Source organism: Streptomyces phaeoluteigriseus, assembly GCF_001896135.2.
GTDB classification, from domain to species: domain Bacteria; phylum Actinomycetota; class Actinomycetes; order Streptomycetales; family Streptomycetaceae; genus Streptomyces; species Streptomyces phaeoluteigriseus.
Genome location: NZ_MPOH02000011.1, coordinates 889,082 through 914,752, shown reverse-complemented (window position 1 = coordinate 914,752; position 25,671 = coordinate 889,082). Strand labels below are relative to the sequence as shown.

At 71.7% G+C, this 25,671-nt stretch carries 18 protein-coding genes and 3 pseudogenes; 12 read left to right on the top strand and 9 right to left on the bottom strand.

The annotated features are described in order from the left end of the window. Positions 1 to 69: 69 nt before the first annotated feature. The 6 genes and pseudogenes from BM536_RS15195 to BM536_RS15170 all read left to right on the top strand — a co-directional run bounded on the left by BM536_RS15195 (position 70) and on the right by BM536_RS15170 (position 7,544). Positions 70 to 1,305 carry an amidohydrolase family protein gene (locus tag BM536_RS15195; protein ID WP_073493711.1) on the top strand — a complete coding sequence of 412 codons (1,236 nt, stop codon included), beginning with the start codon at positions 70 to 72 and terminating at the stop codon, positions 1,303 to 1,305. Positions 1,306 to 1,310: 5 nt separating this feature from the next. Further along, on the top strand, positions 1,311 to 2,213 hold the full coding sequence (locus tag BM536_RS15190; RefSeq protein WP_073493744.1) for an LLM class F420-dependent oxidoreductase: 903 nt from the start codon (positions 1,311 to 1,313) through the stop codon (positions 2,211 to 2,213). A gap of 109 nt (positions 2,214 to 2,322) precedes the next feature. Further along, positions 2,323 to 3,093 (top strand): SDR family NAD(P)-dependent oxidoreductase, encoded by a 771-nt coding sequence (locus BM536_RS15185; protein WP_073493709.1) that lies wholly within the window; start codon positions 2,323 to 2,325, stop codon positions 3,091 to 3,093. A gap of 95 nt (positions 3,094 to 3,188) precedes the next feature. Further along, on the top strand, positions 3,189 to 4,310 hold the full coding sequence (locus tag BM536_RS15180; RefSeq protein WP_073493707.1) for an LLM class flavin-dependent oxidoreductase: 1,122 nt from the start codon (positions 3,189 to 3,191) through the stop codon (positions 4,308 to 4,310). A gap of 59 nt (positions 4,311 to 4,369) precedes the next feature. Further along, complete coding sequence (locus BM536_RS15175; RefSeq protein ID WP_073493705.1) at positions 4,370 to 6,103, top strand: N-acyl-D-amino-acid deacylase family protein; 1,734 nt, start codon at positions 4,370 to 4,372, stop codon at positions 6,101 to 6,103. An 8-nt stretch (positions 6,104 to 6,111) separates the two neighbouring features. Beyond that, positions 6,112 to 7,544 (top strand): annotated as a pseudogene (locus BM536_RS15170) (aldehyde dehydrogenase family protein). Positions 7,545 to 7,571: 27 nt separating this feature from the next. On the opposite strand, the gene BM536_RS15165 reads toward BM536_RS15170, so the two are convergent. The 3 genes from BM536_RS15165 to BM536_RS15155 form a co-directional block, all read right to left on the bottom strand. After that, positions 7,572 to 7,871 (bottom strand): type II toxin-antitoxin system PemK/MazF family toxin, encoded by a 300-nt coding sequence (locus BM536_RS15165; RefSeq protein WP_073493703.1) that lies wholly within the window; start codon positions 7,869 to 7,871, stop codon positions 7,572 to 7,574. After that, entirely contained in the window at positions 7,868 to 8,098 is a 231-nt protein-coding gene (locus tag BM536_RS15160; RefSeq protein ID WP_073493701.1) for a hypothetical protein, read from the bottom strand. Before BM536_RS15160 ends, BM536_RS15165 begins: the two co-directional genes overlap by 4 nt. A gap of 63 nt (positions 8,099 to 8,161) precedes the next feature. Next, a complete protein-coding gene (locus BM536_RS15155; protein ID WP_094103030.1) occupies positions 8,162 to 8,554 on the bottom strand; it encodes a nitroreductase/quinone reductase family protein in 393 nt (130 codons plus the stop codon). A 245-nt stretch (positions 8,555 to 8,799) separates the two neighbouring features. On the opposite strand from BM536_RS15155, the gene BM536_RS15150 reads away from it, so the two are divergent. Continuing rightward, on the top strand, positions 8,800 to 9,216 hold the full coding sequence (locus BM536_RS15150) for a cytidine deaminase family protein (RefSeq protein ID WP_073493699.1): 417 nt from the start codon (positions 8,800 to 8,802) through the stop codon (positions 9,214 to 9,216). 13 nt (positions 9,217 to 9,229) lie between these two features. Here BM536_RS15150 and BM536_RS15145 read toward each other — a convergent pair whose 3' ends face one another. Beyond that, the gene (locus BM536_RS15145) at positions 9,230 to 10,771 is read right to left on the bottom strand and encodes a CehA/McbA family metallohydrolase (protein WP_073493697.1); all 1,542 of its coding nucleotides are present in this window, start codon (positions 10,769 to 10,771) and stop codon (positions 9,230 to 9,232) included. Positions 10,772 to 11,130: 359 nt separating this feature from the next. Here BM536_RS15145 and BM536_RS15140 point away from each other — a divergent pair, with 359 nt between their 5' ends. The 3 genes and pseudogenes from BM536_RS15140 to BM536_RS42825 all read left to right on the top strand — a co-directional run bounded on the left by BM536_RS15140 (position 11,131) and on the right by BM536_RS42825 (position 15,505). Continuing rightward, on the top strand, positions 11,131 to 11,997 hold the full coding sequence (locus BM536_RS15140) for a TIGR03619 family F420-dependent LLM class oxidoreductase (protein WP_073496627.1): 867 nt from the start codon (positions 11,131 to 11,133) through the stop codon (positions 11,995 to 11,997). Between the two features lie 268 nt (positions 11,998 to 12,265). Next, positions 12,266 to 14,850 (top strand): annotated as a pseudogene (locus tag BM536_RS15135) (bifunctional FO biosynthesis protein CofGH). Between the two features lie 74 nt (positions 14,851 to 14,924). Next, positions 14,925 to 15,505 (top strand): annotated as a pseudogene (locus BM536_RS42825) (hypothetical protein). Positions 15,506 to 15,512: 7 nt separating this feature from the next. Here BM536_RS42825 and BM536_RS15125 read toward each other — a convergent pair. Then, positions 15,513 to 16,016 carry a DUF2165 domain-containing protein gene (locus BM536_RS15125; protein WP_073496625.1) on the bottom strand — a complete coding sequence of 168 codons (504 nt, stop codon included), beginning with the start codon at positions 16,014 to 16,016 and terminating at the stop codon, positions 15,513 to 15,515. A 264-nt stretch (positions 16,017 to 16,280) separates the two neighbouring features. On the opposite strand from BM536_RS15125, the gene BM536_RS15120 reads away from it, so the two are divergent. Then, a complete protein-coding gene (locus BM536_RS15120; protein WP_094103029.1) occupies positions 16,281 to 17,399 on the top strand; it encodes an ADP-ribosylglycohydrolase family protein in 1,119 nt (372 codons plus the stop codon). On the opposite strand, the gene BM536_RS15115 is transcribed toward BM536_RS15120, so the two are convergent. Next, a complete protein-coding gene (locus tag BM536_RS15115; RefSeq protein ID WP_073496623.1) occupies positions 17,396 to 18,967 on the bottom strand; it encodes a sodium:solute symporter family protein in 1,572 nt (523 codons plus the stop codon). The two genes, BM536_RS15120 and BM536_RS15115, sit on opposite strands and share 4 nt — an antisense overlap. 126 nt (positions 18,968 to 19,093) lie before the next feature. Further along, positions 19,094 to 19,879 (bottom strand): SDR family oxidoreductase, encoded by a 786-nt coding sequence (locus BM536_RS15110; protein WP_073496621.1) that lies wholly within the window; start codon positions 19,877 to 19,879, stop codon positions 19,094 to 19,096. Between the two features lie 89 nt (positions 19,880 to 19,968). Here BM536_RS15110 and BM536_RS15105 point away from each other — a divergent pair, with 89 nt between their 5' ends. Further along, on the top strand, positions 19,969 to 20,868 hold the full coding sequence (locus BM536_RS15105) for a hypothetical protein (RefSeq protein WP_073496629.1): 900 nt from the start codon (positions 19,969 to 19,971) through the stop codon (positions 20,866 to 20,868). A 21-nt stretch (positions 20,869 to 20,889) separates the two neighbouring features. Here BM536_RS15105 and BM536_RS15100 read toward each other — a convergent pair whose 3' ends face one another. Then, entirely contained in the window at positions 20,890 to 22,794 is a 1,905-nt protein-coding gene (locus tag BM536_RS15100) for an MFS transporter (protein ID WP_094103028.1), read from the bottom strand. Positions 22,795 to 22,964: 170 nt separating this feature from the next. Further along, positions 22,965 to 25,637, bottom strand: a complete 2,673-nt coding sequence (locus BM536_RS15095; RefSeq protein WP_094103027.1) for a D-alanyl-D-alanine carboxypeptidase — start codon at positions 25,635 to 25,637, stop codon at positions 22,965 to 22,967. Positions 25,638 to 25,671 lie beyond the last annotated feature (34 nt).

Below are 25,671 nucleotides of genomic sequence, written 5' to 3'. Positions count from 1 at the left end.
CACAGTCGCTCACCCAAGGCGCCCGACACAGTTGCTGACGGACCGTCAGATCGGCGCTACCGTGCCCTCATGGAGACCCATGAGAGCTTTCCGCAGATCATCTCCGTCGACGACCACACGGTCGAACCCCCCACGGTCTGGCAGGACCGCCTGCCGAAGAAGTACCTGGACACCGGCCCCCGCACGGTCCGCGCCCCGCTGCGCGAGATGACCTTCCTCGGCGGACGCTTCAAGCCCGTCATGGGACAGCCCGGCGACGAGGGCCCGGTCGGCGACTGGTGGGTCTACGAGGACCTGCACCGGCCCCTGACCCGCCTCGACACCGCCGTCGGCTACGACCGCGACGAGATCAGACTGGAGGTGATCACCTACGAGCAGATGCGCCCCGGCTCCTACGACGTCCCCGCCCGCCTCGCCGACATGGACGTCAACCACGTCCAGTCCGCCGTCTGCTTCCCCACCTTCCCCCGCTTCTGCGGGCAGACCTTCACCGAGGCCGCCGACCACGAACTGGGCCTGCTCTGCGTGCGCGCCTACAACGACTGGATGGTGGAGGAGTGGTGCGGCCCCGCCGCCCACGGCCGGCTGATCCCCCTCACCCTCATCCCCCTCTGGGACGCCCGACTGGCCGCCGCCGAGGTCCGCCGCAACGCCGCCCGCGGCGTCCGCGCCGTCGCCTTCTCCGAGATACCCCCGCACCTCGGCCTGCCGTCCGTCCACACCGACGCCTGGGACCCCTTCCTCGCCGCCTGCGACGAGACGGGCACCGTCATCGCCATGCACATCGGTTCGTCGAGCCGCATGCCGTCCACCTCCACCGACGCCCCGCCCGCCGTCGGCTCCACCATCACCTTCGCCAACTGCTGCTTCTCGATGGTCGACTGGCTGATGAGCGGCAAGTTCGAGCGCTTTCCCAACCTCAAGATCATGTACGCGGAGGGCCAGATCGGCTGGATCCCCTACATCCTGGAGCGCGCCGACGTCGTCTGGGAGGAGAACCGCGGCTGGGGCGGCGTCGCCGACAAGGTCCACCGCCCGCCGTCCGAACTGTTCGCCGAGCACGTCCACGGCTGCTTCTTCGACGACGCCTTCGGGCTGCGCAACCTGGACTCCATCGGCGTGGGCAACGTGCTCTACGAGACGGACTACCCCCACTCCGACTCCACCTGGCCCAGGTCCCGCGAGGTCGGCGAGGCGCAGATGGGCCACCTGGACGCCGACGTCGTCGACCGGATCGTCCGCGGCAACGCCATCGACCTGCTCGGGCTGACGCCGGACGGCCTGTGGGCCGGTGGGACACGGTGACCGGCCTGGAGTACGGCATCCAGCTCCCCGTCCAGTCCCAGTCCACCCTGTACACCGAGCCCTGGGAGACCGGCGCGGGCCCGGCCGACCTGGTCGCCGTCGCCCGTGCCGCCGACCGCGCCGGGTTCGCGTACGTCGCCTGCTGCGACCACGTCGCCGTACCGCGCCGGCTCGCCGGGGCCATGAGCACGGTCTGGTACGACCCCGTCGCCACCCTCGCCCACCTCGCCGCCGTGACCGAACGCGTCCGACTGCTCAGCCACGTCGCCGTGGTGGGCCTGCGGCACCCTCTCCTCACCGCCAAGCAGTACGCCACCCTCGACCACCTCAGCGGCGGCCGGCTGATCCTCGGCGTCGGCGCCGGACACGTACCGGAGGAGTTCGAGGCGCTCGGCGTCGACTTCCGGCAGCGCGGCGCCCTCCTGGACGAGACGATCGACGCCCTGCGCGCCGCGCTCGGCCCCGAGGAGTTCCCCGAACACCACGGCAAGGCGTACGACTTCGAGGCACTGGGGCAGCGGCCACGACCGGCCCAGGCCCGGGTCCCCGTCTGGGTCGGCGGCTCGTCACCCGCGGCCGTACGCCGGGCCGCCCTCAGGGGCGACGGCTGGCTCCCCCAGGGCGACCCCAGGGACCGCCTCCCCGCACAGATCGACCGCCTCCGCCGACTCCGCGGCGACACCCCCCTCACCATCGGCGCCCTCACCGAACCCCTCTACGTCTCCACCCCCGCCTGGGACGTAGGCCGCCGCACCCTCCACGGCACCCCGGAGTCGATCGCCGAGTCACTCCGGGAGTACCGGGCGATGGGCGTCCACCAGATCCAGGTCCGCTTCCGCTCCCGCAGTCGTACCGAACTCACCGACCAGATGGCCGCCTTCGGGGAAGAGGTCGCGCCGATGCTGTGAGTGCGCCGGGGGACGGCACCCGCCGACGGGCCCTCCTCGCCCGTCCGCCGCCCTTCTTTGCTGACGCAGCGTCAGCTACCGTGCCGTCGCCACTTCCGAAGGAGGAGCGATGGGAAAGCTGGACGGACGTGTCGTCATCGTCACCGGTGCGGCGCGCGGGCAGGGGGAGCAGGAGGCGCGGCTCTTCGCCGAGGAGGGCGCGCGGGTCGTCGTGGCGGACGTGCTGGACGAGCGAGGGCATGCCCTAGCCGCCGAGTTGCGGGCCCTGTACGTCCATCTCGACGTGGGCGAGGAGGCCGACTGGGCCGATGCGGTGGCGGCGGCGAAGCGGGCGTACGGGCGGATCGACGGGCTGGTCAACAACGCGGGCATCCTGCGGTTCAACGCCCTTGTCGACACCCCGCTGGACGAGTTCATGCAGGTGGTGCGGGTCAACCAGGTCGGCTGCTTCCTCGGCGTGAAGACCGTCGCGCCGGAGCTGACGGACGGCGGCACCATCGTCAACACGGCCTCCTGCACCGGCCTGTCCGGCATGGCGGCCGTGGGGTCGTACGCCGCCACCAAGCACGCCGTCGTCGGGCTCACCCGGGTCGCCGCGCTGGAGCTGGCCCCGCGCGGCATCCGTGTCAACGCCGTGTGCCCCGGCGCGATCGACACGGCGATGTCCAACCCGGCCCACCTCGACCCGGACGCCGACACCGAGGAGACGTCGCGGGCCCTGGACGCGCTGTACCGCAAGCTGGTGCCGCTCGGCCGGGTGGGACGCCCGGAGGAGGTGGCCCGGCTCGCACTGTTCCTGTCCTGCGAGGACTCGTCGTACATCACCGGCCAGCCGTTCGTGATCGACGGGGGCTGGCTCGCCGGGGTCACCGTCATCTGACGATCCGTCAGCTATTGACGCCGCAGGCGGGCGGTGCCACAGTCAGCGATCTGACGCCACATCAGATACCTAGGGACCGGGGACGGTGAACCTCCTTGGAATTCGGACTCTTCGTACAGGGATACGTCGGCAAGCGGGCCGAGACCGACCCCCTCGCCGAGCACAAGGCACTGATGGAGGAGACCGAGTACGTCATCCAGGCGGACCGGTCCGGATTCAAGTACGCCTGGGCGTCCGAGCACCACTTCCTGGAGGAGTACTCGCACCTCTCCGCCAACGACGTCTTCCTCGGCTACCTGGCCCACGCCACCGAACGCATCCACCTCGGCTCCGGCATCTTCAACCCCCTGGCCCAGGTCAACCACCCGGTGAAGGTCGCCGAGAAGGTCGCCATGCTCGACCATCTCACTGGCAACCGCTTCGAGTTCGGCAGCGGACGCGGGGCCGGCTCCCACGAGATCCTCGGCTTCCTCCCCGGCATCACCGACATGAACCACACGAAGGAGATCTGGGAGGAGACGATCGCCGAGTTCCCCAAGATGTGGCTCCAGGACGAGTACGTCGGTTTCCAGGGCAAGCACTGGCAGCTCCCGCCCAGGAAGGTGCTGCCCAAGCCCTACGGCAGCAGCCACCCCGCGATGTGGTACGCCGCCGGCTCGCCGCCGTCGTACGCGATGGCCGCCCGCAAGGGGCTCGGGGTGCTCGGGTTCAGCATCCAGAAGGTCGCCGACATGGAGTGGGTGCTGGAGCAGTACAAGACGGCGATCGTGAACGCCGAGCCGATCGGTGACTTCGTCAACGACAACGTGATGGTGACCACGACGGCGATCTGCGCCCCGACGCACGACGAGGCGATCCGGATCGCGGTGAGCGGCGGACTGCACTACCTGCCGTCGCTGGTGTTCCGGTACCACGACACGTTCCCCCGTCCCGAGGGGTTCCCCGCCTGGCCCGAGACGCTGCCCGAGTACACCGCCGAGTTCGTCGAACTCCTCGTCGAGGAGGAGCTGTTGATCTGCGGCGACCCGGACGAGGTGCTGCGGCAGTGCAAGAGGTGGGAGCAGGCCGGAGCCGATCAGCTGAGCTTCGGACTGCCCGTCGGGGTGCCGAAGGAGGAGACGCTGCAGACGATCCGGCTGATCGGGGAGCACGTGATCCCGAAGATCGACACGGACCCCGTGCACCGGACCACTCGGTTCCGTCGGGCCGCCGCCTGAGCCCCACGGGCGTTCATCCCCGCTGATGCCGATGCCCTCGGAGTTGAGGAGGCACCCCCATGCTCGATCACGTCATCAAAGGCGCGACCGTCGTCGACGGGACGGGGGCGCCGGCCCGTATCGCCGACGTCGGTCTCCGGGACGGCCGTGTCGCCGCCGTAGGGAAGGTCACCGAGGCGGCGCGCACGGTCGAGGACGCCGCCGGGCTGGTCCTCACGCCCGGGTTCGTCGATCCGCACACGCACTACGACGCCCAGCTGTTCTGGGACCCCTACGCCACCCCGTCCCTGAACCACGGGGTGACCACCGTCGTCGCCGGGAACTGCGGCTTCACCCTCGCCCCGCTGAACCCCTCCCGCCCCGAGGACGCCGACTACACCCGGCGGATGATGTCCAAGGTGGAGGGGATGTCACTGGTGGCGCTGGAGGAGGGGGCGCCGTGGAGCTGGCATTCGTTCGGGGAGTATCTCGACGCCCTGGAGGGGCGGATCGCGGTCAACGCCGGATTCATGGTCGGCCATTGCGCGCTGCGGCGGTATGTGATGGGCCCGGACGCGGTCGGCGGGCAGCCGAGCGAGGAGCAGCTCGCACGGATCGTGGCGCTGCTCCACGAGGCGATGGACGCCGGCGCCTGGGGCTTCTCCACCACCCAGTCCGCCACCCACTCGGACGGTGACGGGCAGCCGGTCGCCTCCCGGCACGCGCGCCCGGCGGAGCTGCTGGCGCTGGCGAAGGCGGTCGGCGAGCACGAGGGCACGCAGATCGAGGCGATCGCCGCGGGCTGCCTGGACCAGTTCAGCGACGCCGAGATCGACCTGTTCGCGGAGCTGAGCGCGACGGCCGGACGCCCCCTGAACTGGAACGTCCTCACCATCGACGCGGCCGTCCCCGAGCGGGTGCCCAGACAGCTCGCGGCGAGCGAGCGGGCCCGGAAGGCGGGCGGCAGGGTGGTCGCCCTGACCATGCCGATCCTCACGCCGATGAACATGTCCCTGGGCACCTTCTGCGCCCTGAACCTGATCCCCGGCTGGGGCCCGGTCCTCGGCCTGCCGGTCCCGGAGCGCATCGCCCGACTGCGCGACCCCGAGGTCCGGGCGGAGCTGCTCAGGCGCGCGGACTCCAAGGAGGCGGGAGTCTTCCGGCGGCTGGCGAACTTCGGCCGGTACGTCATCGGCGACACCTACAGCGAGGCGAACCGCGGCCTGTCCGGCCGGGTCGTCAGGGACATCGCGGCCGAGCGCGGCCAGGACCCCTTCACCTGCCTGGTGGAGATCTGCGCGGCCGACGAGCTGCGTACGGTCCTGTGGCCCATGCCGCCGGACAACGACCCCGCGTCCTGGTCGCTGCGGGCCGAGACCTGGCAGCACGAGGACGTACTGCTCGGCGGCTCCGACGCCGGCGCGCACCTGGACCGCATGTGCGGGGCGCCGTACACCACCCGGTTCCTCGGGGACTGTCTGCGCGGCCGGAAACTCGTCGGCCTCGAGCAGGCGGTGAAGATGCTGACGGACGATCCGGCGCGGCTGTTCGGGCTGCGCGGGCGGGGCCGGATCGAGGAGGGCTGCCACGCCGACCTCGTCCTGTTCGACCCGGAGCGGATCGAGGCGGGCCCGGCCACCCTCGTGCACGACCTGCCCGGCGACAGTCCGCGGCTGGACTCCAAGGCGCTCGGCGTGCGGGCGGTGTGGGTCAACGGGGTGGCGGCGATCCGGGACGACGTGGTGACCGGTGCGGTACCGGGGAAGGGTGCTGCGTTCGGGGCGGGGACGACGCGGACGGTGGGCACCCGGTGAACCAGCGGCTGTTCGTCGGCGGCCGGTGGGCGGAGCCGGACGGGGGTCACTACGAGGTGACCGATCCGGCGACCGAGGAGCGGGTCGGGTGGGCGCCGGAGGCCTCGCGGGACCAGGTGCTGGCGGCCTGCGCCGCGGCCCGTGAGGCCTTCGGTCCGTGGTCGCGTACGGCACCCGGTGAGCGGGCGGCGGTGCTGGCGCGGGCGGCGGACGTCATCCGCGGCCACCTCGTGCCGTACGCCGAACTCGCGCGGGCGGAGACCGGCGCGACGACGGCGACCGCGCGGGCCATGCAGGTCGGCGTCGGCGCCGCCCGATTCCGGCGGTACGCGCGTGTGGAGCCCGCCGAGTGGGCGATCGAACCGCAGATCAACGAGGCCGGGCCGATGGGGCGGGCGGGCGTGATGGGCGCGCTGGCCGTCCGCCAGCCCGTCGGCGTCGTCGCCTGCGTCACGTCGTACAACAACCCGTGGGCGAACCCGGCGGGCAAGATCGCCCCGGCGCTCGCGATGGGCAACACGGTCGTGGTCAAGCCCGCCCCGCAGGACCCGCTGTCCGTCTACCGGATGGCGGAGGCGCTGGAGGCGGCCGGGGTGCGCGCGGGGTGGTGAACGTGGTCTCGGGCCGCTCGGTCGAGGTGGGCGAGACGGTGGTGGCCTCCCCGGACGTCGACATGGTGAGCTTCACCGGCTCCACGGCGGTCGGGCAGCGCATCGCCGAGGTGTGCGGCCGGTCGATGAAACGGCAGCTGATGGAACTCGGCGGGAAGGGCGCGGCCCTGGTCCTCGACGACGCCGACATCGGCTCGGCCGTGGCCGGCATCGGGACGACGTTCTCCTTCTACAGCGGCCAGATCTGCACCGCCCCGACCCGTGTACTGGCCCAACGGGGCGTCTACGAACGTCTGGTGGACGGCCTCACGGCGTACGCCCGCCGCCTGAAGGTGGGCGACCCGCGCGACCCGGAGACGGTGGTCGGCCCGTTGATCTCGGCGACCCACCGCGACCGGGTGGAGTCCTACGTCGAACTCGGCCGCAAGGAGGGCGCGGTGGTGACGGCCGGCGGCGAACGCCCGCCGCTGGAGCGGGGTTTCTACGTCCCGCCCACCCTCCTCGCCGACTGCACGAACGACATGCGGGTGGCCCGCGAGGAGATCTTCGGCCCGGTCGTCGTCGTCATCCCCTTCGACGACGAGGAGGAAGGCGTCACCCTGGCCAACGACAGCGACTACGGCCTCATCGACTACGTCTGGTCCGGCGACATCGCGAGAGCCTTCCGCCTGGCCCGACGCCTCCGGGCCGGAGGCGTCGGCATCAACACGGTCGGCCGCAACATGGAGGCCCCGTTCGGCGGCTTCAAGAGGAGCGGGGTGGGCCGCGACGTCGGCTCCTACGCGCTGCACGCGTACAGCGAGGTGCAGTCGATCGTGTGGCCGGGGTGAGATGCCTGCCCGGCCTCGGGCTTCGGTCTACAGGTCGAGCACGGCTCGAAGCCCGATCTCGACGGCCTCCATGACCCGCTCCTCCACCGGTCCCAGGTCCTCGGTGAACCGGGTGGCGGACAGGGTGCGGAACTCGCCCAGCACGATCGTGCCCGCCGAGGGCGTACCCACGGGGATGTCCACGAGCGTGGCCTCGCGAACCTGCTGCGGATAGATCAGCACGCAGGTGGCCGACTTGTGCTGATCGTTGAGGGCGTCGGACGAGATCACCAGAACATGCGCGGGTCCGCCGGCGAAGCGCAGTTCGTAGACGTGACCTCGCTTCACCGGCCGGCCACCCGTCCCCACCGTTCCAGCGTGGCCTCTTCGCTCTCGGCGGGCTCCGCGGCCGTTGTCCTGATGCCGGCCTCGGCACGCACCCGCGCGGACTTCGCCATCTCCTCGGCCAGCATCTCCCGGCGCAGTATGCGGGCCGTATAGGCGGAGGCATTGCCCTTGGCCTTCACGAAGGCCGCCACCTCGTCGGGCAGGCTCATCGTCATGTTGATCGTCATGCCGTCATCATACTGACCTTCATGGCGCATGTGGGCCGATCTTGCACAGGGCGGACTTTTTGATCACCCGTCCAGATCCACCCGCACCGTCAGCAGGTTCGTCCCCAGGGCCCGCACCGCCACGCTGTTGAACCGCGGCAGGCCGCGCAGGCGCGCCGCCGCGTCGTCGTCGGGCAGCAGACGCGCCGTCCCGGTGTGCCACCGCCCGCCGATCCGCACCCGCACGCGCGGATCGGCCTTGATGTTGCGCACGTACTGGGACAGCTCCCCGAACTCCGACACCAGCCAGAAGACGTCCCCGATACGCCGGCCCCCCACCGGCGTGTGCCGCGGCAGCCCGGACACCCGGCCGGTCGTCTCGATGACGGTCTGGAAGGGAAGGCGGCGCAGAAGCGGGTTCAAGCGGCGCTGGATCGCGGTGGTGACGCGGAAGCGGCGGTCGTCGAGGCGGGACATCGTCGGTGCGACTCCTTCAGGCAAGGGACTGCGACTGTCGCCGCCATGGTCTCGGATGCGCCGGCGGCGAAGACGGGTGGCCGCGGATCCGGACCGTGACCTGGAACCCGTGGTGGCGCTTCGAGCCGTGGCAGGCCAGGCGGAAGGCGATCCTGTCGGTCCTGCGGAACCTGGACCCCGACATCGTCGGCCGGCCCACCCGAAATCCGCTTGCGCGTTTTCGCCGGGCAGGTCAACGTCGCCCGATGACCTCGCGGAGCCCTCACGTCGACCACGAACTCGTCCAGGCCGCGGCGGACGTGGCCCGCACGCGCTGCCGCGGCGACAACCACACCATGGCGGCGGCCCGTGCCCGGGACGGCCGGATCCTCACCGCGGTGAACGCCTATCACTTCACCGGAGGTCCCTGCGCCGAGCTGGTCCTCATCGGCGCGGCGGCCGCCCAGGGCGTCTACGAACTGGACACCGTCGTCGCCGTGGGCGACCGCGACCGTGGAGTCGTTCCGCCGTGCGGCCGGTGCCGTCAGGTCATGCTCGACTACTTCCCGGCCCTCAAGGTCATCGTCGGCGAAGGCGACCGCATGCGCACGGTCCCCGTCACCGACCTGCTCCCGGAAAGCTACGTCTGGGCGGACCACCAACTCGACGCCGAGCAGGGCTGAACGTGGCGGCCCCTCACCCCGTCGCCTCCAGGAACACCGGGTTGGTGAACGCCGCCAGCGCCCCCGGCAGCGGGCCCGCCGCCTCGTGCCGTACCTCCGCCCGGACGTACGCCGCGTACGACGGCGTCGTACGCCACTCCACCACTCCCGTCCCCGACACCGGCAGGGGGCCGCTGGTGAAGAGGACGCCCTGGTCGGTCACGAAGCGGACCGTGCAGCGGGGAGCGCCGGTGATCTCCAGGCGGATGGTGACCGGGGTGTCCGGGCCGGTGCGCAGGCGTCCGCCGATGCCCGCGTGTTCGCCCCGGCCGCCCGTCGCCGTGAAGGAGAGGGACAGCGCGGACGACTCGGCGACGTACGAGCGGCCGGCGCGGATGCCGTCCTGGACGGCCTCGCGGGTCAGGTCCTCGGCCAGGACCACCGTCTGGGGCAGGCCCACCACGTCCGGGTCCCGGTGCGCGTCGCTGTTCCCCATCGCCGGGATCCAGGAACCCGAGCCCGAGCGCACGCCCGCCACCAGCATCGCGTCCCAGGCCGCCAGGGACACCTCGTCGTCGGCCGTGTAGGGGCCGTTCCACACCTCGACCGCGTCCGCCTCGCCGAAACCGAACTTCCAGTTGCAGCCGATACAGGTGGCGTGCGGGTGGGCCGGGACGACCAGGCCGCCCGCCTGGCGGATCCGGCGCGCGAAACGGCCGAAGCGGTTGTCGCGGGCCCGGTACCGCCAGTCCACGAAGGTCCCGGGATCGGTCCCCAGGGCGACCACGTGGCCGTTGCGGGTGGTGACCTCCTCGCCCAGCATGACCAGCAGGTCGTCCCCCGCCACGTCCGCCCAATGGGCGTGCCCGGCATGCGTGTTGTGCTCCGACGTGTTGATGAAGTCCAGCCCCGCCGCCCGTGCGAGGGCGCCGATCTCGGCCGGGGTGCGGCGGCCGTCCGAGTACCAGGAGTGGAGGTGGCAGTCGCCCCGGTACCAGGCCCGGCCCCGCCCCGCGGCCCGCTCCGGCGGGTACACCGGCCGGGAGGCCTCGGCCGCCTCGCCGTACGTCAGCGTGACCGTCAGCTCGTACGCCATCCCCTGCGGTGCCACCGTGTACGGGCCGAGGGCGATGTGCCAGGTGCCCTCGCGCACCGGCCCCGGCACATAGCCCGGCGTGGCCTCGTCGGCCCGGACGAAGAACTCCGTGCGGGCTCCCCCCGACCAGCCCCGGAAGCCCTTCCCGCCCAGTTCGGTACCGCGCTGGTCGAACAGGCCGATGTCGAGGGCGTTGCCGGGCGTCCCGGCGGGCACGGACGGCCGGTCGTAGGTGTAGGCGACCCTGAACTCCCGGACTCCCGGCGGGACTTCCACGGGCACGTACACGAAGTCGGGCGACCCGGTGGGCAGGGTGCCGCGGACGGTCCTGGTCTCCCGGGTCCCCGGTCCACGGCCGGCGGCCGCCGCGGAGCTCACGCTTCCCCAGGTGAGCGCGGTGGCGGCGCCCGTCACGAACAGGGCTCTGCGTGCGATTCCGTGATCGTTGGCGGCATCGATGACATCGTCGTCGTCACACATGGCCGCCACTGTCCCCGACGGGCGTGAACTCCCGTGAAAGCGGAGGGGATCGGTGGACGTCGGGATGTCCCGTACGCGAGACCTCGGAAACGCCACCCTTCCAAGCCGACCGGTCGGTATGGACAGGCGGCCCGTCTCCCGGTACAGATGAGGACGTCACGCGCGTCGACGAGCCGCACACCCAGAAGGCCCACACCCCGGAAGCCGCACAGCCCGGAAGCCGCACAGCCCGGAAGCCCCAGACCTCGGAAGCCACACGCCCAGAAGCCGCACAGCCCGGAAGCCACACCCCGGAAGCCCACACCCCGGAAGCCGCACCAGCCGCACAGCCCGAGCCGCCGCGTCGAAAGGCCGCCCCCATGCGCATCGCCGTCACCGTCTTCCTCACCGACGAGACGATCACCCCCACCCGCCTCGCCCGCGAGCTGGAGCAGCGCGGCTTCGCCGGGCTCTACCTGCCCGAGCACACGCACATCCCCGTAGAGCGCACCTCCCCGTACCCCGCGGGCGGCGACCTGCCCCGCGAGTACGGCCGTACCCTCGACCCCTTCGTCGCCCTGGGCCAGGCGGCTGCCGTGACGGAGGGCCTCGGCCTCGGCACCGGCATCACCCTCGTCGCCCAGCACGACCCGATCGACCTCGCCAAGCAGATCGCGACCGTGGACCACCTCTCCGGCGGACGCTTCACCTTCGGCCTCGGCTTCGGCTGGAACGTGGAAGAGGCCGCCGACCACGGGGTGGAGTGGCGCACCCGCCGCGACCTGGTCCGCGACCGGATGGCGTTGATGCGGGCCTTGTGGAGCGAGGAACCCACCGCGTACGAGGGCGAGTTCGGCGGCGTGCGGGCCAGCGACGCCCACCCCAAGCCCGTGCAGAAGCCCCGCGGCCCGGTCATCGGCCCCCGCACCCTCGTCGGCGGCGCCGCGGGGCCGAAGCTGTTCGCGCACATCTGTGAGTACGCCGACGGCTGGCTGCCCATCGGCGGGCGGGGCCTGTCCGAGTCGCTGCCCGTCCTGCGCGCGGCGTGGGCGGACGCGGGCCGCGACCTGGCGGCCCTCCAGATCGTGCCGTACGCCGTCCACCCGTCGCCGGGCAAGCTCGCGCACTACGCCGGACTGGGCATCGAGGAGGTCGTGGTGCAGCTGCCCCCGGCGGGGGAGGCGGACGTGCTCAGGGCCCTCGACGAGTACACCCCCTACCTGCCCGGCGCGGCGGACAACCGGTAGCACCGGGTGCCGACCGGGTATGAGCGGCGGTGCCCCCGGGCGGCGCGGTGACCCCGGGCATCGGTGGCACAGGACACCGGAGACCCAGGACACGGGTGACCCCGGACACCCGAGACCCAGGACACCGGTGACCCCGGACACCCGAGACCCAGGACACCGGTGACCCCGGACACGCCCTTCCGCCAGTGACAGCGTGCAACGCATGCCCCCCCCGGGACGATTCGGGCGCTCCCGTCGGTCCTGATCAGCGCGAACGTATGCTCACAGCATGACGACTTCCGCGATCTCCGGAACCGGCCCCACCGAGAACTCGCTGCGTCGCGCCCTCAAACGTGCCCGGGACGGCGTCGCCCTCGACGTCTCCGAGGCGGCGGTCCTGCTCCAGGCCCGGGGCGAACACCTCGTCGACCTGGCCGCGTCCGCCGCCCGGGTGCGGGACGCGGGCCTGGAGGCGGCCGGTCGCCCCGGCGTCATCACCTACTCCAAGAGCGTCTTCATCCCGCTGACCAGGCTGTGCCGGGACAAGTGCCACTACTGCACGTTCGTCACCGTCCCCGGCAAGCTGCGGCGTGCCGGGCACGGGATGTTCATGTCGCCGGACGAGGTGCTCGACATCGCCCGCAAGGGCGCGGCCCTCGGCTGCAAGGAAGCGCTGATCACCCTCGGTGACAAGCCCGAGGACCGCTGGCCGGAGGCGCGCGAATGGCTCGACGCGCACGGCTACGACGACACCATCGCCTACGTCCGGGCCGTCTCCATCCGCATCCTGGAGGAGACGGGCCTGCTCCCGCACCTCAATCCGGGCGTCATGACCTGGACGGACTTCCAGCGGCTCAAGCCGGTCGCCCCGTCGATGGGCATGATGCTGGAGACGACCGCGACCCGCCTGTGGTCCGAGCCCGGCGGCCCGCACTTCGGTTCCCCGGACAAGGAACCCGCCGTACGGCTGCGTGTCCTGGAGGACGCGGGCCGCTCGTCGGTCCCCTTCACCTCGGGGATCCTCATCGGCATCGGGGAGACGTACGAGGAGCGCGCGGAGTCGCTGTTCGCGCTCCGCAAGGTCTCCCGCGCCTACCACGGCATCCAGGAACTGATCATCCAGAACTTCCGCGCCAAGCCGGACACGGCGATGCGCGGCATGCCCGACGCCGAACTCGACGAGCTGGTCGCGACGGTGGCCGTCGCCCGCCACATCATGGGCCCCAGCGGCTGCCTCCAGGCCCCGCCCAACCTGGTCGACAGCGAGTACGAGCGGCTGATCGGCGCCGGTATCGACGACTGGGGCGGGGTGTCCCCCCTCACCATCGACCACGTCAACCCCGAACGCCCCTGGCCGCAGATCGACGAACTGGCGGAGCGGTCGGCCGCGGCCGGCTTCGAGATGCGCGAACGGCTCTGCGTGTACCCGGAGTTCGTCACCCGCGGCGAGCCCTGGCTGGACCCGCGCCTGCTGCCGCACGTGCGGGCGCTCGCCGACCCGGAGACGGGCCTGGCCCTGCCGGACGCGGTCGTCGAGGGCCACCCGTGGCAGGAACCCGAGGAGGCCTTCGAGGCCACCGGCCGTACGGATCTGCACCGGACCATCGACACCGACGGCCGTACGTCCGACCGCCGCGACGACTTCGACGAGGTGTACGGCGACTGGGGCGCCCTGCGGGAGGCCGCCGCCCCCGGCATGGTCCCGGAGCGCATCGACACGGACGTGCGGCAGGCGCTGGCGACGGCGGCCGACGACCCGACGAAGCTGACGGACGCCGAGGCGCTGGCCCTGCTGCACGCCGACGGGCCCGCGCTCGACGCCCTCTGCCGCGTCGCCGACGACGTCCGCAGGTCGGTGGTCGGCGCGACGTCACCTACATCGTCACGCGGAACATCAACTTCACCAACGTCTGCTACACCGGCTGCCGTTTCTGCGCCTTCGCGCAGCGCCGCACCGACGCCGACGCCTACACGCTCTCCCTCGACCAGGTGGCCGACCGGGCCCAACAGGCCTGGGAGGTGGGTGCGGTGGAGGTCTGCATGCAGGGCGGCATCCACCCGGACCTGCCCGGCACGGCGTACTTCGACATCGCGAAGGCGGTGAAGGAGCGGGTGCCCGGCATGCATGTCCACGCCTTCTCGCCGATGGAGGTCGTCAACGGCGCCACCCGCACCGGGATGTCCGTCCGCGAGTGGCTCACCGCCGCGAAGGAGGCCGGGCTCGACTCGATCCCCGGTACGGCGGCGGAGATCCTCGACGACGAGGTCCGCTGGGTCCTCACCAAGGGCAAGCTGCCGACGGCGACCTGGATCGAGGTCGTCACGACCGCCCACGAGCTGGGCATCCGCTCCTCGTCGACGATGATGTACGGCCATGTCGACCAGCCGCGGCACTGGCTCGGCCACCTGCGGACCCTCGCCGGGATCCAGCAACGGACGGGCGGTTTCACCGAGTTCGTGACCCTGCCCTTCATCCACACCAACGCGCCGGTGTACCTGGCGGGCATCGCGCGGCCCGGCCCGACCATGCGGGACAACCGCGCGGTCACGGCGATGGCGCGCCTCCTGCTCCACCCGCACATCCCCAACATCCAGACGAGCTGGGTGAAACTGGGCTCCGATGGCGCGGCCGAGATGCTCCGCTCGGGCGCCAACGACCTCGGCGGCACCCTGATGGAGGAGACGATCTCCCGCATGGCGGGCTCCTCCTACGGCTCCTACAAGTCGGTGAAGGACCTGATCGAGGTGGCCGAGGCGGCCGGCCGGCCGGCGAGGCCGCGCACCACCCTGTACGGCGAGGTCTCCGAGGAGCGGCAGCGGGCCGCGCGGGCGTCCGACGGCCACCTGCCGGAGCTGCTTCCGGTACTGGACTGACGGCGGGGAGACGGGGGGCCTCGCAGTACGATGATCGGGCTCCCGGTGTCGGGGGCCCGAGACTGAGGAGATGCGTGCCCGTGCCTGCCCGACGGCTTCCTTCGTGGGCCTGGGTCACCGGTCTGACGGCCGGCGCGATCGTCGTGGTCGGCGCTCTGACGGTGCAGGCCGAGAAGGGCCCGCACCCGACGGCGACGGCGGCCGGTGCGAAGCCGTCCGCTTCGGCCTCGGCGGACGCCAAGCCCTCGGCCTCCGTCTCCCCGACCCCCAGGGCCGTGCCCGTCCCCGACGGCTCGGGCTCGGGCCGCCGTATCGTCTACTCCCTCGGTCAGGACCGGGTCTGGCTGGTCGACGCCGACGACGAGGCCCGCCGCACCTTCACGGTCTGGCCGGGCACCGTGGACCCGGCCTCCGGCAGCTACATGGTGTCCCTCCGCAAGGACGCCACCACGGGATCCGACGGCGTGGAGATCGAGCACATCATCTACTTCTCCGCGAAGTCGGGCGTCAACATCGCCTTCTCCAACGCGGTCGACGGCTCCTCCCCGCCCCCCGCCTCCGGAGCCCCGACGGCGGCATCCGCATGCCGAAGGCGGACGGCGCGGCCCTGTGGGCGTTCGGCGCGACAGGAACGAACGTCAGGGTCGTCGAGTAGTCAGCAGTCAGCCCACCCGCTCACCCTCGGCCGGCAGGTACTGCGCGAGCAGCACGACCCCGCTGAACACGAACACCCGGGTCGCCGCGTCCAGCCCGTTCCAGTCCTGCGACTGCCACATCGCGAACCACTCCCCACCGATCGCGATGAAGCCGCCCCCGAACAGCAGCATCACCATCAGCAGCCCGTACGTCGACACCTGCCGGGCCCTGCCCGGATCCCGCCGCGCCCAGAACCACGTCCCGGCGATCAGCACCAGCGCGGCGACGGTCTCCCACGCGATGATCAGCACGTACGCGGCATCCTGCAGCCCTTCCCCGGTGACCGCCCGCCACATCAGATCGTCGTCCTTGAACGTCGTGTCCATGGCCAGAACATGCCGGACGAACTGCTGATTGGTCCCGAAGTCGGTGATGTTCCCGAAGGCCACCAACGCGGTGTAGAGCGCGACGGACGCGGTGAGGAGGGTGACGGTGACACGGACGGCGCGTGCGGCGGGGGTGGAGGTCATGGGGGTGTCCTTCCCCGCCAAGTCCGTCCAGCGCCACTCACATTGAGCCACAATCGCGGCGGGTCCCTCGCGGGACCTCCGTGCGTGCCCGTGGCCCGGGGACCTCGCGCCGCCGAGGGAGATCTCCCCCGGGGTGGGCGATAACTGACCACTCGTGACCACTCCGGTCACACCTCGCATACCGTTCCACACCCTGAGTCGACCATTGTCGGTCGATTACAGTGCTGGGCAGTCGTGTGAACGGACGGTGCCCGGGAGGTCCAGGTGGGTGCGACAGGTGGGGCCGTCTGGGGGCGTACCGAGCAACAGGACTTTCGCAGCCGGGTGCGGGGCACACTGCTCGGCTCGGCCGTGGGGGACGCCCTGGGGGCGGCCGTCGACCGGCTGGGACTGGAGGAGATACGGCAGGCGCACGGGCCCGAGGGGCTCGTGGACCTGGCCCCCGCCTACGGGCGGCGCGGTGCCGTCACGCATCTCACCCAGCTGACCCTGTTCAGCGTGGACGGGCTGATCCGCGCCCAGGTGCGGCGGGACACCGGTGCCTGGTATCCGCCGACCGATCTGCACCGGGCGTATCTGAGGTGGGCCGCCACCCAGCGCGACTGGGGGCCCGACCTGCGCCGCAAGGACGACGGCTGGCTGGCCCACGAGGAGTGGCTGTACGTGCGCCGCGACCCCGCCCGCTCCCTGCTCCTCGGCTTCGGCGACGACATCATGGGCACCCTCGACGCACCCAAGAGCCCCGGCGAGGCCGGCCCCGAGGCCACCGCCCGCTCGGCGCCCTTCGGGCTGCTCGTCGGCTGGGAGCCGCAGCTGGTGGCACAACTCGCCGTGGAGTGCGCGGCGCAGAGCCACGGCCACCCCGGCGGATACCTCACGGCGGGCGCGTACGCGGTCACCGTGCACGCGCTGGCCCGCGGCGACAGCCTCGACGGCGCGGTGCAGCGGGCGCTCGCGCTGCTCTCGGCCCGGCCGGGACACGAGCCGGTGTCGGAGGCGTTGCGGCACGCGCTGGGTGCCGTACGGCAGGGGATGCCCGGCCCGGCACGGGTGGAGGAACTGGCCGGGGCGGGGACGGCCCCGGCCGTGCTGGCGGCGGCCGTCTACTGCGCCCTGGTCGCCGAGGACGTACGGCACGGTCTGCGCCTCGCCGTCAATCACGGCGCCCCCTCCGCCGCCACCGGCGCGCTGGCCGGGGGCCTGCTCGGGGCGCTGCACGGCGAGACGGCCCTCCCGCCGGCCTGGCTGGCCGAGCTGGAGGGCCGTCCCACGATCCTGGAACTGGCGGACGACTTCGCGATGGAGATGACCCAGGGTCCCGCCCTGCACACCCCGGCGGGCGCGTCCCCGGGCTGGCTCGCCCGGTACCCGCGAGGTGCCTAGTCCTTCACCGGCGTCCGCACCGAGTCCCGCGGCTCGGGGACCTCGGCCGCCGCCGACATCGCCCCGCCGCCCCCGTCCGTGTTGATCCGCTCGATGATCGCCAGCCGTTCCGGGGTGTCCTCCGGCTTCAGGAAGCCGATCAGGATGTAGAGGACGAGGGAGACCGCGAGCGGTATGGACACCTGGTACTGGAGCGGGACACCGCCGTCGACGTTCCAGTTGATCGGGTAGTTGACCAGCCAGAAGGCGAACAGGCCCATCGACCAGCTCACCAGCGCCGCCGTCGGACCCGAGCGGCGGAACGGCCGCAGCAGACCGAGCATCATCGGGATCGCCATCGGGCCCATCAGACCGGCCACCCACTTGATGACGACGGTGATGATGTCCTTGAACGCCGGCGAGTTGACCTGCGTGGCCGCCGCCATGGACAGACCGAGGAAGACGACGGTCGCGATGCGGGCCGCGATCAGCCCCGACCGGTCGCTCCAGGCCCGCGCCCGCGCCGAGATCACCGGCGCGCAGTCACGGGTGAAGACGGCGGCGATGGCGTTGGCGTCGGAGGAGCACATCGCCATCGTGTGGGAGAAGAACCCGACGATGACCAGGCCCAACAGGCCGTGCGGCAGGAGCTGTTCGGTCATCAGGCCGTAGGAGTCGGAACCGTCCGGCTTCTGCGACTCGACCAGCAGCGGGGACATCCACATCGGGTAGAACAGCACCAGCGGCCACACCAGCCACAGCACCGCCGACAACCGCGCGGACCGCTCGGCCTCCTTCGGCGTGGCGGTGGCCATGTATCGCTGGGCCTGGTTGAGCATGCCGCCGTTGTACTCGAACAGCTTGATGAAGAGGAACGCCAGCAGGAACACCGTGCCGTAAGGCCCCACCAGCGGCTTCTCATGGCCCTGGAGGGCCGGTTCGTCCCACGCGCCGAGGAAACCGATGTCACGGTCGGCGAGTTCCATCACCACGGCCACGAACATCGCGACGCCGGCGAGGAGCTGGATGACGAACTGCCCCAACTCGGTGAGCGCGTCGGCCCACAGCCCGCCGATGGTGCAGTAGACGGCCGTGATGGCGCCGGTGATGAGGATGCCCTGGTTCAGCGAGATGCCGGTGAACACGGACAACAGGGTGGCGATCGCCGCCCACTTGGCGCCCACGTCCACGATCTTCAGCAGCATCCCGGACCAGGCCAGCGCCTGCTGCGTCTTGAGGTCGTACCGGTTCTTCAGGTACTCCAGCGGGGAGGCCACGTGCAGCCGTGAGCGCAGCCGGTTGATCCGGGGCGCGAACAGCTTGGAGCCGATCGCGATGCCGATGGCGATCGGGAAGGACCAGGTGATGAAGGAGGTGACGCCGTACGTGTAGGCGATGCCGGCGTACCCGGTGAACATCACCGCGCTGTAGCCCGACATATGGTGCGAGATGCCCGACAGCCACCACGGCATCTTGCCGCCTGCCGTGAAGAAGTCGCTGACGTTGTCGACCCGTTTGTGGGACCAGACACCGATGGCGACCATCACGCCGAAATAGCCGATGAGCACGGCCCAGTCGAGACCGTTCATGTGCGTCCTCCCAGGGTTCAGCCCGGCGCTCATCGTGGGTGCTGGCGCGTGAACACGACAAGGCGGCGTAAGGTCAAGGGGAGGCAAAATCATTCGGTATGGTGGTCCTGGTTCATCTATATGAACTCATCGCATCAGCTCCCCGGCGTTGACCAGCAACGACTGCCCGGTGATCGCGCGCGCCCGGTCCGACGCCAGGAACACCGCGGCGTCCGCGACATCCCCGTCCGTGGCCAGCTCCGGCAACGCCATCCGCTCCGCGAGCCGCCCCAGCACGACCTCCTCCGCCACGTCCTCCGTCGCCGCCGTGAACCGCACGAACGCCTGCACCGGCGGCCCCCACATCCACCCCGGCAGCACGGTGTTCACCCGGATCCGGTGCGGCCCCAACTCCCGCGCCAGCGAGTACATCGCGCTGGTCAGCGCACCCTTCGACGCGGCGTACGCCGCCTGCCGCACCTGTGTCGGAGCCGCCACCGCCGACTGCGTCCCGATGAACACCACCGACCCGCCCCGCTCCTTCAGCCCGCCCAGACAGGCCCGCGTCATCCGCAGCGCGCCCAGCAGGTTCACGTCCAGCACCGACTGCCAGGTGGCGAAGTCCGCGTCCTCCAGCCCGCCGAAGTAGGAGTCCCAGGCCGCGACGTGCACCACCGCGTCGATCCTCCCGAACCGCTCCCTCGCCAGCCCCGCCAGTGCCGCGCACTGCCCCTCGTCCCTGATGTCCGTCGCCCGGTACGCCGTGTGCGTCCCGTCCGGATCGATCCCGGCCGCGCTCCTGGCGAGGTTCGCCCCGGTCCGCGCCCCCAGCACGGCGTTCCCCCCGTCCCGTACGACGGCCGCGGCGACCTGGTGACCGAGCCCGGCCCCGACCCCCGAGACGACGACGGTCCTGCCGACCAGCAGTGACATGACGACCCTCCCTGACCCTGGCGCATCAACTGACGGAGCGTCAGAGTATGGGCGACCCACCGGCGAAGGAGAAGAGGAAGGGCGAGCCCATGAGCGAGGAGCCCCGCAGCGACACTCACGGCACGAACCGCACCGACACCCGCACCGACACCCGCACCGACACCCACAGCGACACGTACGCCGAACTGGCCGCCGTCGGCCCCTACGGGGTGCACCCGGGCCACGCCCTGATCACCATGGTCGAACCGCACCCGGGCCACGAGTACGCCTACAACCGCTGGTACGAGGACGACCACTACTACGCCGGCGCCATGGCCATGCCCTGGATGTACGCCGGCCGCCGCTGGGTCGCCCCCCGCGACCTCCAGCTCCTGCGCCGCCCCGAGGAGTCCGCCGTCGCCCGGCCCGTCACGGCGGGCTGCTACCTCTCCACGTACTGGATCACCGACGGCCGCCACGACGACCACATGCGCTGGACGGTCGCCATCAACAAGCGCCTCAACCGGGACGCCCGCGTCTACCGGGACCGCACCCACGTCTTCACCGCGTTCCAGGACCACGAGACGACCGCGTACCGCGACGGCGCGGCGGGCCCCCGCGACTTCCACGCCCTGGACCACCCCTACGCCGGCCTCGTCCTCCAGGTCGTCGACGCCCCGGACCCGACGCGGCGCGCCGACCTCCTGGAGTGGCTGCGCACCCGCCACCTCCCCAAGCGCCTCGCCGGCTCCCCGGCCGCCCTCGTCACCGTCTTCCGCCCGACCCCCCTGCCCGGCGACCGCATGACGTACGTCCAGCAGGTCGAGGGCGTCGACACCCGCCTCACCCTGCTCTGGTTCCTGGAGACGGATCCCAGGGACTGCTGGGAGCGCCACTTCAGCGGCCTGGAGGAGGCGGTGGCGGAGACGGGCCTGGGCAGGGTGGAACTCCTGGCCCCGTTCATCCCGACGGTGCCGGGCACGGACCGGTACGTCGACCGGCTCCGGTGAGCTTCGGCGCGCCCCGGCCGGCTACTCCTTCAGCTCGTCCGGGCACGGAGTGCCCCGCGGCAGCTGGTACGGCGCCGCCAGCCGGTACGTCCCCGCCTCCGGCGCGAGCAGCACCGTCCACCGGTCGCCGTCCGCGTCCTCCTCCGTCTCGAAGAGACAGCCGTTGACGTTGTCGTACGTCTTCGGCTCCCCCTCGGCCCGGTCCTTGGACGCCTCCGTCTCCTGCGGCGGCTTCAGGCTCTTGCCCTCCGCGTCGACGACGCTGAGCCACGGCGAGTACGGGATCCGGATCAGGACCCGGCCCGCCTTGCGCACGTCGATCGTCATCTCGCCCTGCGCCGCCCGCTGCACGACCGCGTTCGGCTCGGCCAGCGGCGCCGGGGCGCTGACCCGGAACAACTGCCAGTTGGCGTCGCCCCAGATCTGCTCCAGATACGGCAGCCCCCGCTGCACCAGCTCCCGCTCGCGCTGCCCGCCGTCCCCGTCCGGCTCGTCCTTGGGCACGACCACGAAGTGCACGGCCCACCGCTTGAGCCACTCGCGGTAGTTCGCCGAGTTCAGGGTGTCGTCGTAGAAGAGGGGGTTGCGCTCCATGTCGGCCTGCCGGTTCCAGCCGCGGGCCAGGTTGACGTACGGCGCGAGCGCGGACGCCTCGCGGTGCGAGCGGGCCGGGACGACCTCCACCCGGCCCTTCTCCGCGCCGACCTCCTGCAACTCGTTGACCAGCGGCGCCAGCTCACGTGCCCAGGACGCCGCCGGGGTCGTCCGGTAGACGTCGTCGACCGACTTGTAGCCGATCCAGCCGACGAAGACCAGCGAGGACACCACGATCGCGTACCACTTGCGGCTGCGCGGCACCGCGAACGGCAGCGCGGCCATCAGCACCACGCCCGAGAACAGCATGGCGAGCCGGGTGATGTTGGACCCGATCTGCGAACTGATCAGCCACACCCCCAGCACCCCGAGGCCGTAGACCGCCGACGTGATCCGCACGGTCTTCCAGTCGTGCGGGACGAGCACGAAGACGAGCACCGAGAACAGCAGCGGCAGGGCCGTCGAACCGAACGACATCGGCTGGGTGCCGGAGAACGGGAACGCCCACGCGGACACCGCGACGACCGCGGTCGGGGCCAGCCCCAGCGCCCACGCGCCGGGCCGCCGCTTCTGGAGGAACAGCGCGACCGCGACCAGCCCCACGAAGAGGCCCGCCACCGGCGACCCCATCGTGGCGAGCGCGGCGAGCGGCGCCGCGCACAGTGCCTTCGCCCACCGCTTGTAGCGCCAGCGGTGCGGCCAGCAGAACACGACCGCGACCGCGCCGAGCGCGAACATGTTGCCGAGCCCGAACGTCACCCGGCCCGACGCCGCGTTGCACAGCAGCGCGAACACCCCCGCGAGCGCGGGCCACACCGGGTTCCTCACCGGCCGGCAACGCAGCAGGATCAGCGTCAGCAGCCCCGCGGAGATCGTCCCGGCGATCATCATCGTCGTACGGACGCCGAGCACCGACATGAGATACGGCGAGACCACGCTGTACGACACCGGGTGCATGCCGCCGTACCACGCGAGGTTGTACGCGGAGTCGGGGTGCCGGCCGACGAACTCGGCCCAGGCGTCCTGCGCGGCGAGGTCCCCGCCACTGTTCGCGAAGGCGAAGAACCAGACGATGTGCAGTACGGCGGACAGGGCCGTCACCGAGAGTACGAGATGCCGACGGAGCCAGCCGCGCATCCGGTACGGGACCGAGTTCATGACAGGGTCGGGTGCGGGTGCGGGTGCGGGTGGGGATGCCGGGGTCGTGGCACGGTCCTGGCCGTCCGTGTCGCGGTCGTGGTCACCGGACTGGGGTGCGGGCACACGGGCCCTTCGGCCGGTGTCCGGGTCCGGACCGGATTCGTCGGCGCGTGTCGGCTCCGCAGTGGCCACCTGAAGGCACTCCCCGTGTCCCGTCTTCTACTCTCGGACGCGTCCCGTTCGCGACCGCTTCACGGCCGCGTCGCCGCGACCGCCGACCTGTCCCGTTTCGTGACGCTAGCACGCACCCCGCCGAGCGGCTGCCCGGCGGGATGCGTCCAGGACGGTGTGCGCGCGGCGGCTCAGCCGATGCGTGTCAGCTTGTCCGAGAAGCCCGGCTCGACGAGTTCGCTCTGCAGGGCGACCGGGACCTTCACCGCACTGCTGCTGCCGTCCCCGACGGTGAGCGTGCCCACCTGGGTGCCGGTCTTCGCCGTGTGCGGGACCTCGTCGGCGGCGAACGTCAGCTTCACCGTCAGCCCCGCCCAGCCGACCGCCGTGACGTCCTTGGTGACGACGACCGGGGTGTGACCGCCGAGCTTGTCGTCCACGTACCCGACGACGTCGCCCTTCTTGAGGATCTTCGCCGGGGCCAGCGCGTCCTGGGCGGCGGTCAGGGCCTTCCTGCTGACGTCGTTGGCCGTCTTGAGGATGGTCGGCTTGTGCTGGCCGAGGACCGCGCCGACGACGGTGACCGTCTCGCCGCCGACCTCCTTGCGGGCCGCGAAGAGGAGGTTGCCGCCGGCCGCGCTGGTGGAGCCGGTCTTGATGCCGATCGCGCCGATCTTGTAGGGCAGCTCGTTGTAGTTCGGCCAGTTGTATCCGGAGGGGTCCGTCCAGCTGGCCGCGCTGGTGATCGCCACGAGAGCCGGGATCTTCACGACCGCGTTGCCGAGCTTCACCTGGTCCTCGGCCGTGGAGACGGTGGTCTCCTTCAGCCCGGAGGGGTCGGTGTACGTCGTGTTCGTCATCCCGAGGTCCTCGGCGGCGGCGTTCATCTTCTCGACGAACGCCGCTTCCGAGCCCGCGTCCCAGCGGGCCAGCAACCGGGCGATGTTGTTCGCCGACGGGATCATGATCGCCGAGAGGGCCTGCTGGAGCGTGAGCTTGTCGCCCGCCTTGACCGAGTTGAGGGTGGACTCGCCGCTCTGGTTGTAGCCGCCCTCCTTCTCCGCGATGGCGTCGACGGTGATGTCGGGACCGTCCTCGCCCGTCTTGAGGGCGTGGCCCTGGAGGACGACGTACGCGGTCATCGTCTTGGCCACCGAGCCGATGGCGACCGGCTTCTGGTCGCCGAAGCTGTCCATCGTGCCGATGCCGTCGACGTCCATCCAGCCCTGACCCTCGGACGGCCAGGGCAGGGAAAGCTTGCTGCCCTCGAAGGTGTACGAGTCCTGCGCGGTGAGCGTGAGCGCGGTCGCCGGCAGTGGCCTGACGGCCTGCGCGATCGCAAACACGACCACCAGCAGGAGGACCAGCGGCGTCCAGATCTTGAGCCGGCGGCCCAGCGTCCGCAGCGGGGTCGGCGGAGGCGGCGGGGTGTTCGTCAGCTCGGCCAGCAGGTCCAGCGGCGGCTTCGGCGGCAGCGGCTGCTGCGTCGTCCGCTCGGGGCCGATCTGCGGCACGACGGCGGTGCGGTCGGCGGCGGCCTTCACCGACCGGTCGGCGGAATCGACGGAATCGTCCAGCGGCTTGAGCGCGACGAACCTGCTGGTCCGCTCGCTCGCTGCCGCGGGCTTCTCGGCGCCGGGCTCGGTCGCCGGCTCGGGCTCGGTCGCCGGCTCGGGCTCGGGTGCGGTCGCGGGCTTGGGCTCCGGCTCGGGCTTGGGTGCGGGCTTGGGTGCGGGCTCGGCTTTCGTGGCCTTCGCGTCGGCGGGCTCGGCCTTGGCCTTGGCCTCGGGGAGGTCGCCCAGCTTCAGCATGGTGGTCGGCTGATCGACCTCACGCTCGGCGGACGGCCGTACGGCCTTGAAGACGGCGGTGGGCTGATCGACGGGGGAGTCGGGCTCGGAGTCGTCGGCCTTGTCGGACGCTTCGGCCTCGTCGGTCGCGCCGTCCTCAGGGTCCTTGACCTCGTCGGTGTCCTCGGGTGCCGCGGGGGCGACGGCCGCCGTCCTCGCGGTGGCCACCCGGGGGTCCTCGGGCCTGGCGGCCGTGCGGCCCTCGGGGGCGTCGTTGTCGTCGGTGCCGTCCGCCTCGGAGTCCTCCGAGTCCTTGGGCGTCTCGTCGTCGCTCGTCGCCCACTTGGGCGCGGACTTGGAGGGGCGCTCGGCGGGGGCGTCCTCGGGGGCGGTGGCCGTGGAGCCGTCGGACTTTCCGGAACGGTTCTCCGGCTCAGGATCGCTCGATGCCTCGTCCGAGGACTCGTCCGACGCCTCGTCGGATGCCGTATCCGGCTTCTCGTCCGCCGAGGCGACCCACTGGGCCACGGCCGAGCGCAGCCGATCGTCACGGCCCCCGGCGCCCGTGGCCACCGTCTCGGAAGCCTCGGCGTCCTCGGCCTCCTGGGCCTTCTCGGCGTCCTCCGGGCCTTCCTCGGCCCCCGACGGCCCTCCGGAGCCCTCCGGTGAGCCTTCAGCGGCTTCCTCCGGGCTCTCGGCGGCCTCGTCGGCATCGTGGGCCTCCGCGGGGCCCTCCGGCTCGTCCGCGTCCTCGTCCGCGTGCTCGTCCGTTGCGGGACCGTCACCGGGGTCCGCGTCCGGCTCGAGGGCCGGCGTGACGTCTGCCTCGTCGTCCGCCTCGACGTCCGGCTCGTCGTCCGATTCGGCGGTCGCCAGCTCCCGTACCGAGAAGACCCGCGTCGCCGTATCCACCCCGCCCCGGGACCCGGCCGAGGACGCCGTGGACGCGCTGTCGCCGTCCCGTGTCACCGCGAGCCGCGGATCGCGTGCCTCGGGAACCGCTCCCGCGCTCCCCGACGTCGGTTCTGCCGACGACTCGCGCTGCTTCGACCTGTCGGGGGACTCGCCCGCCACCGATGCCTCCTCGCTGTGCCGCACGCCGACCGCG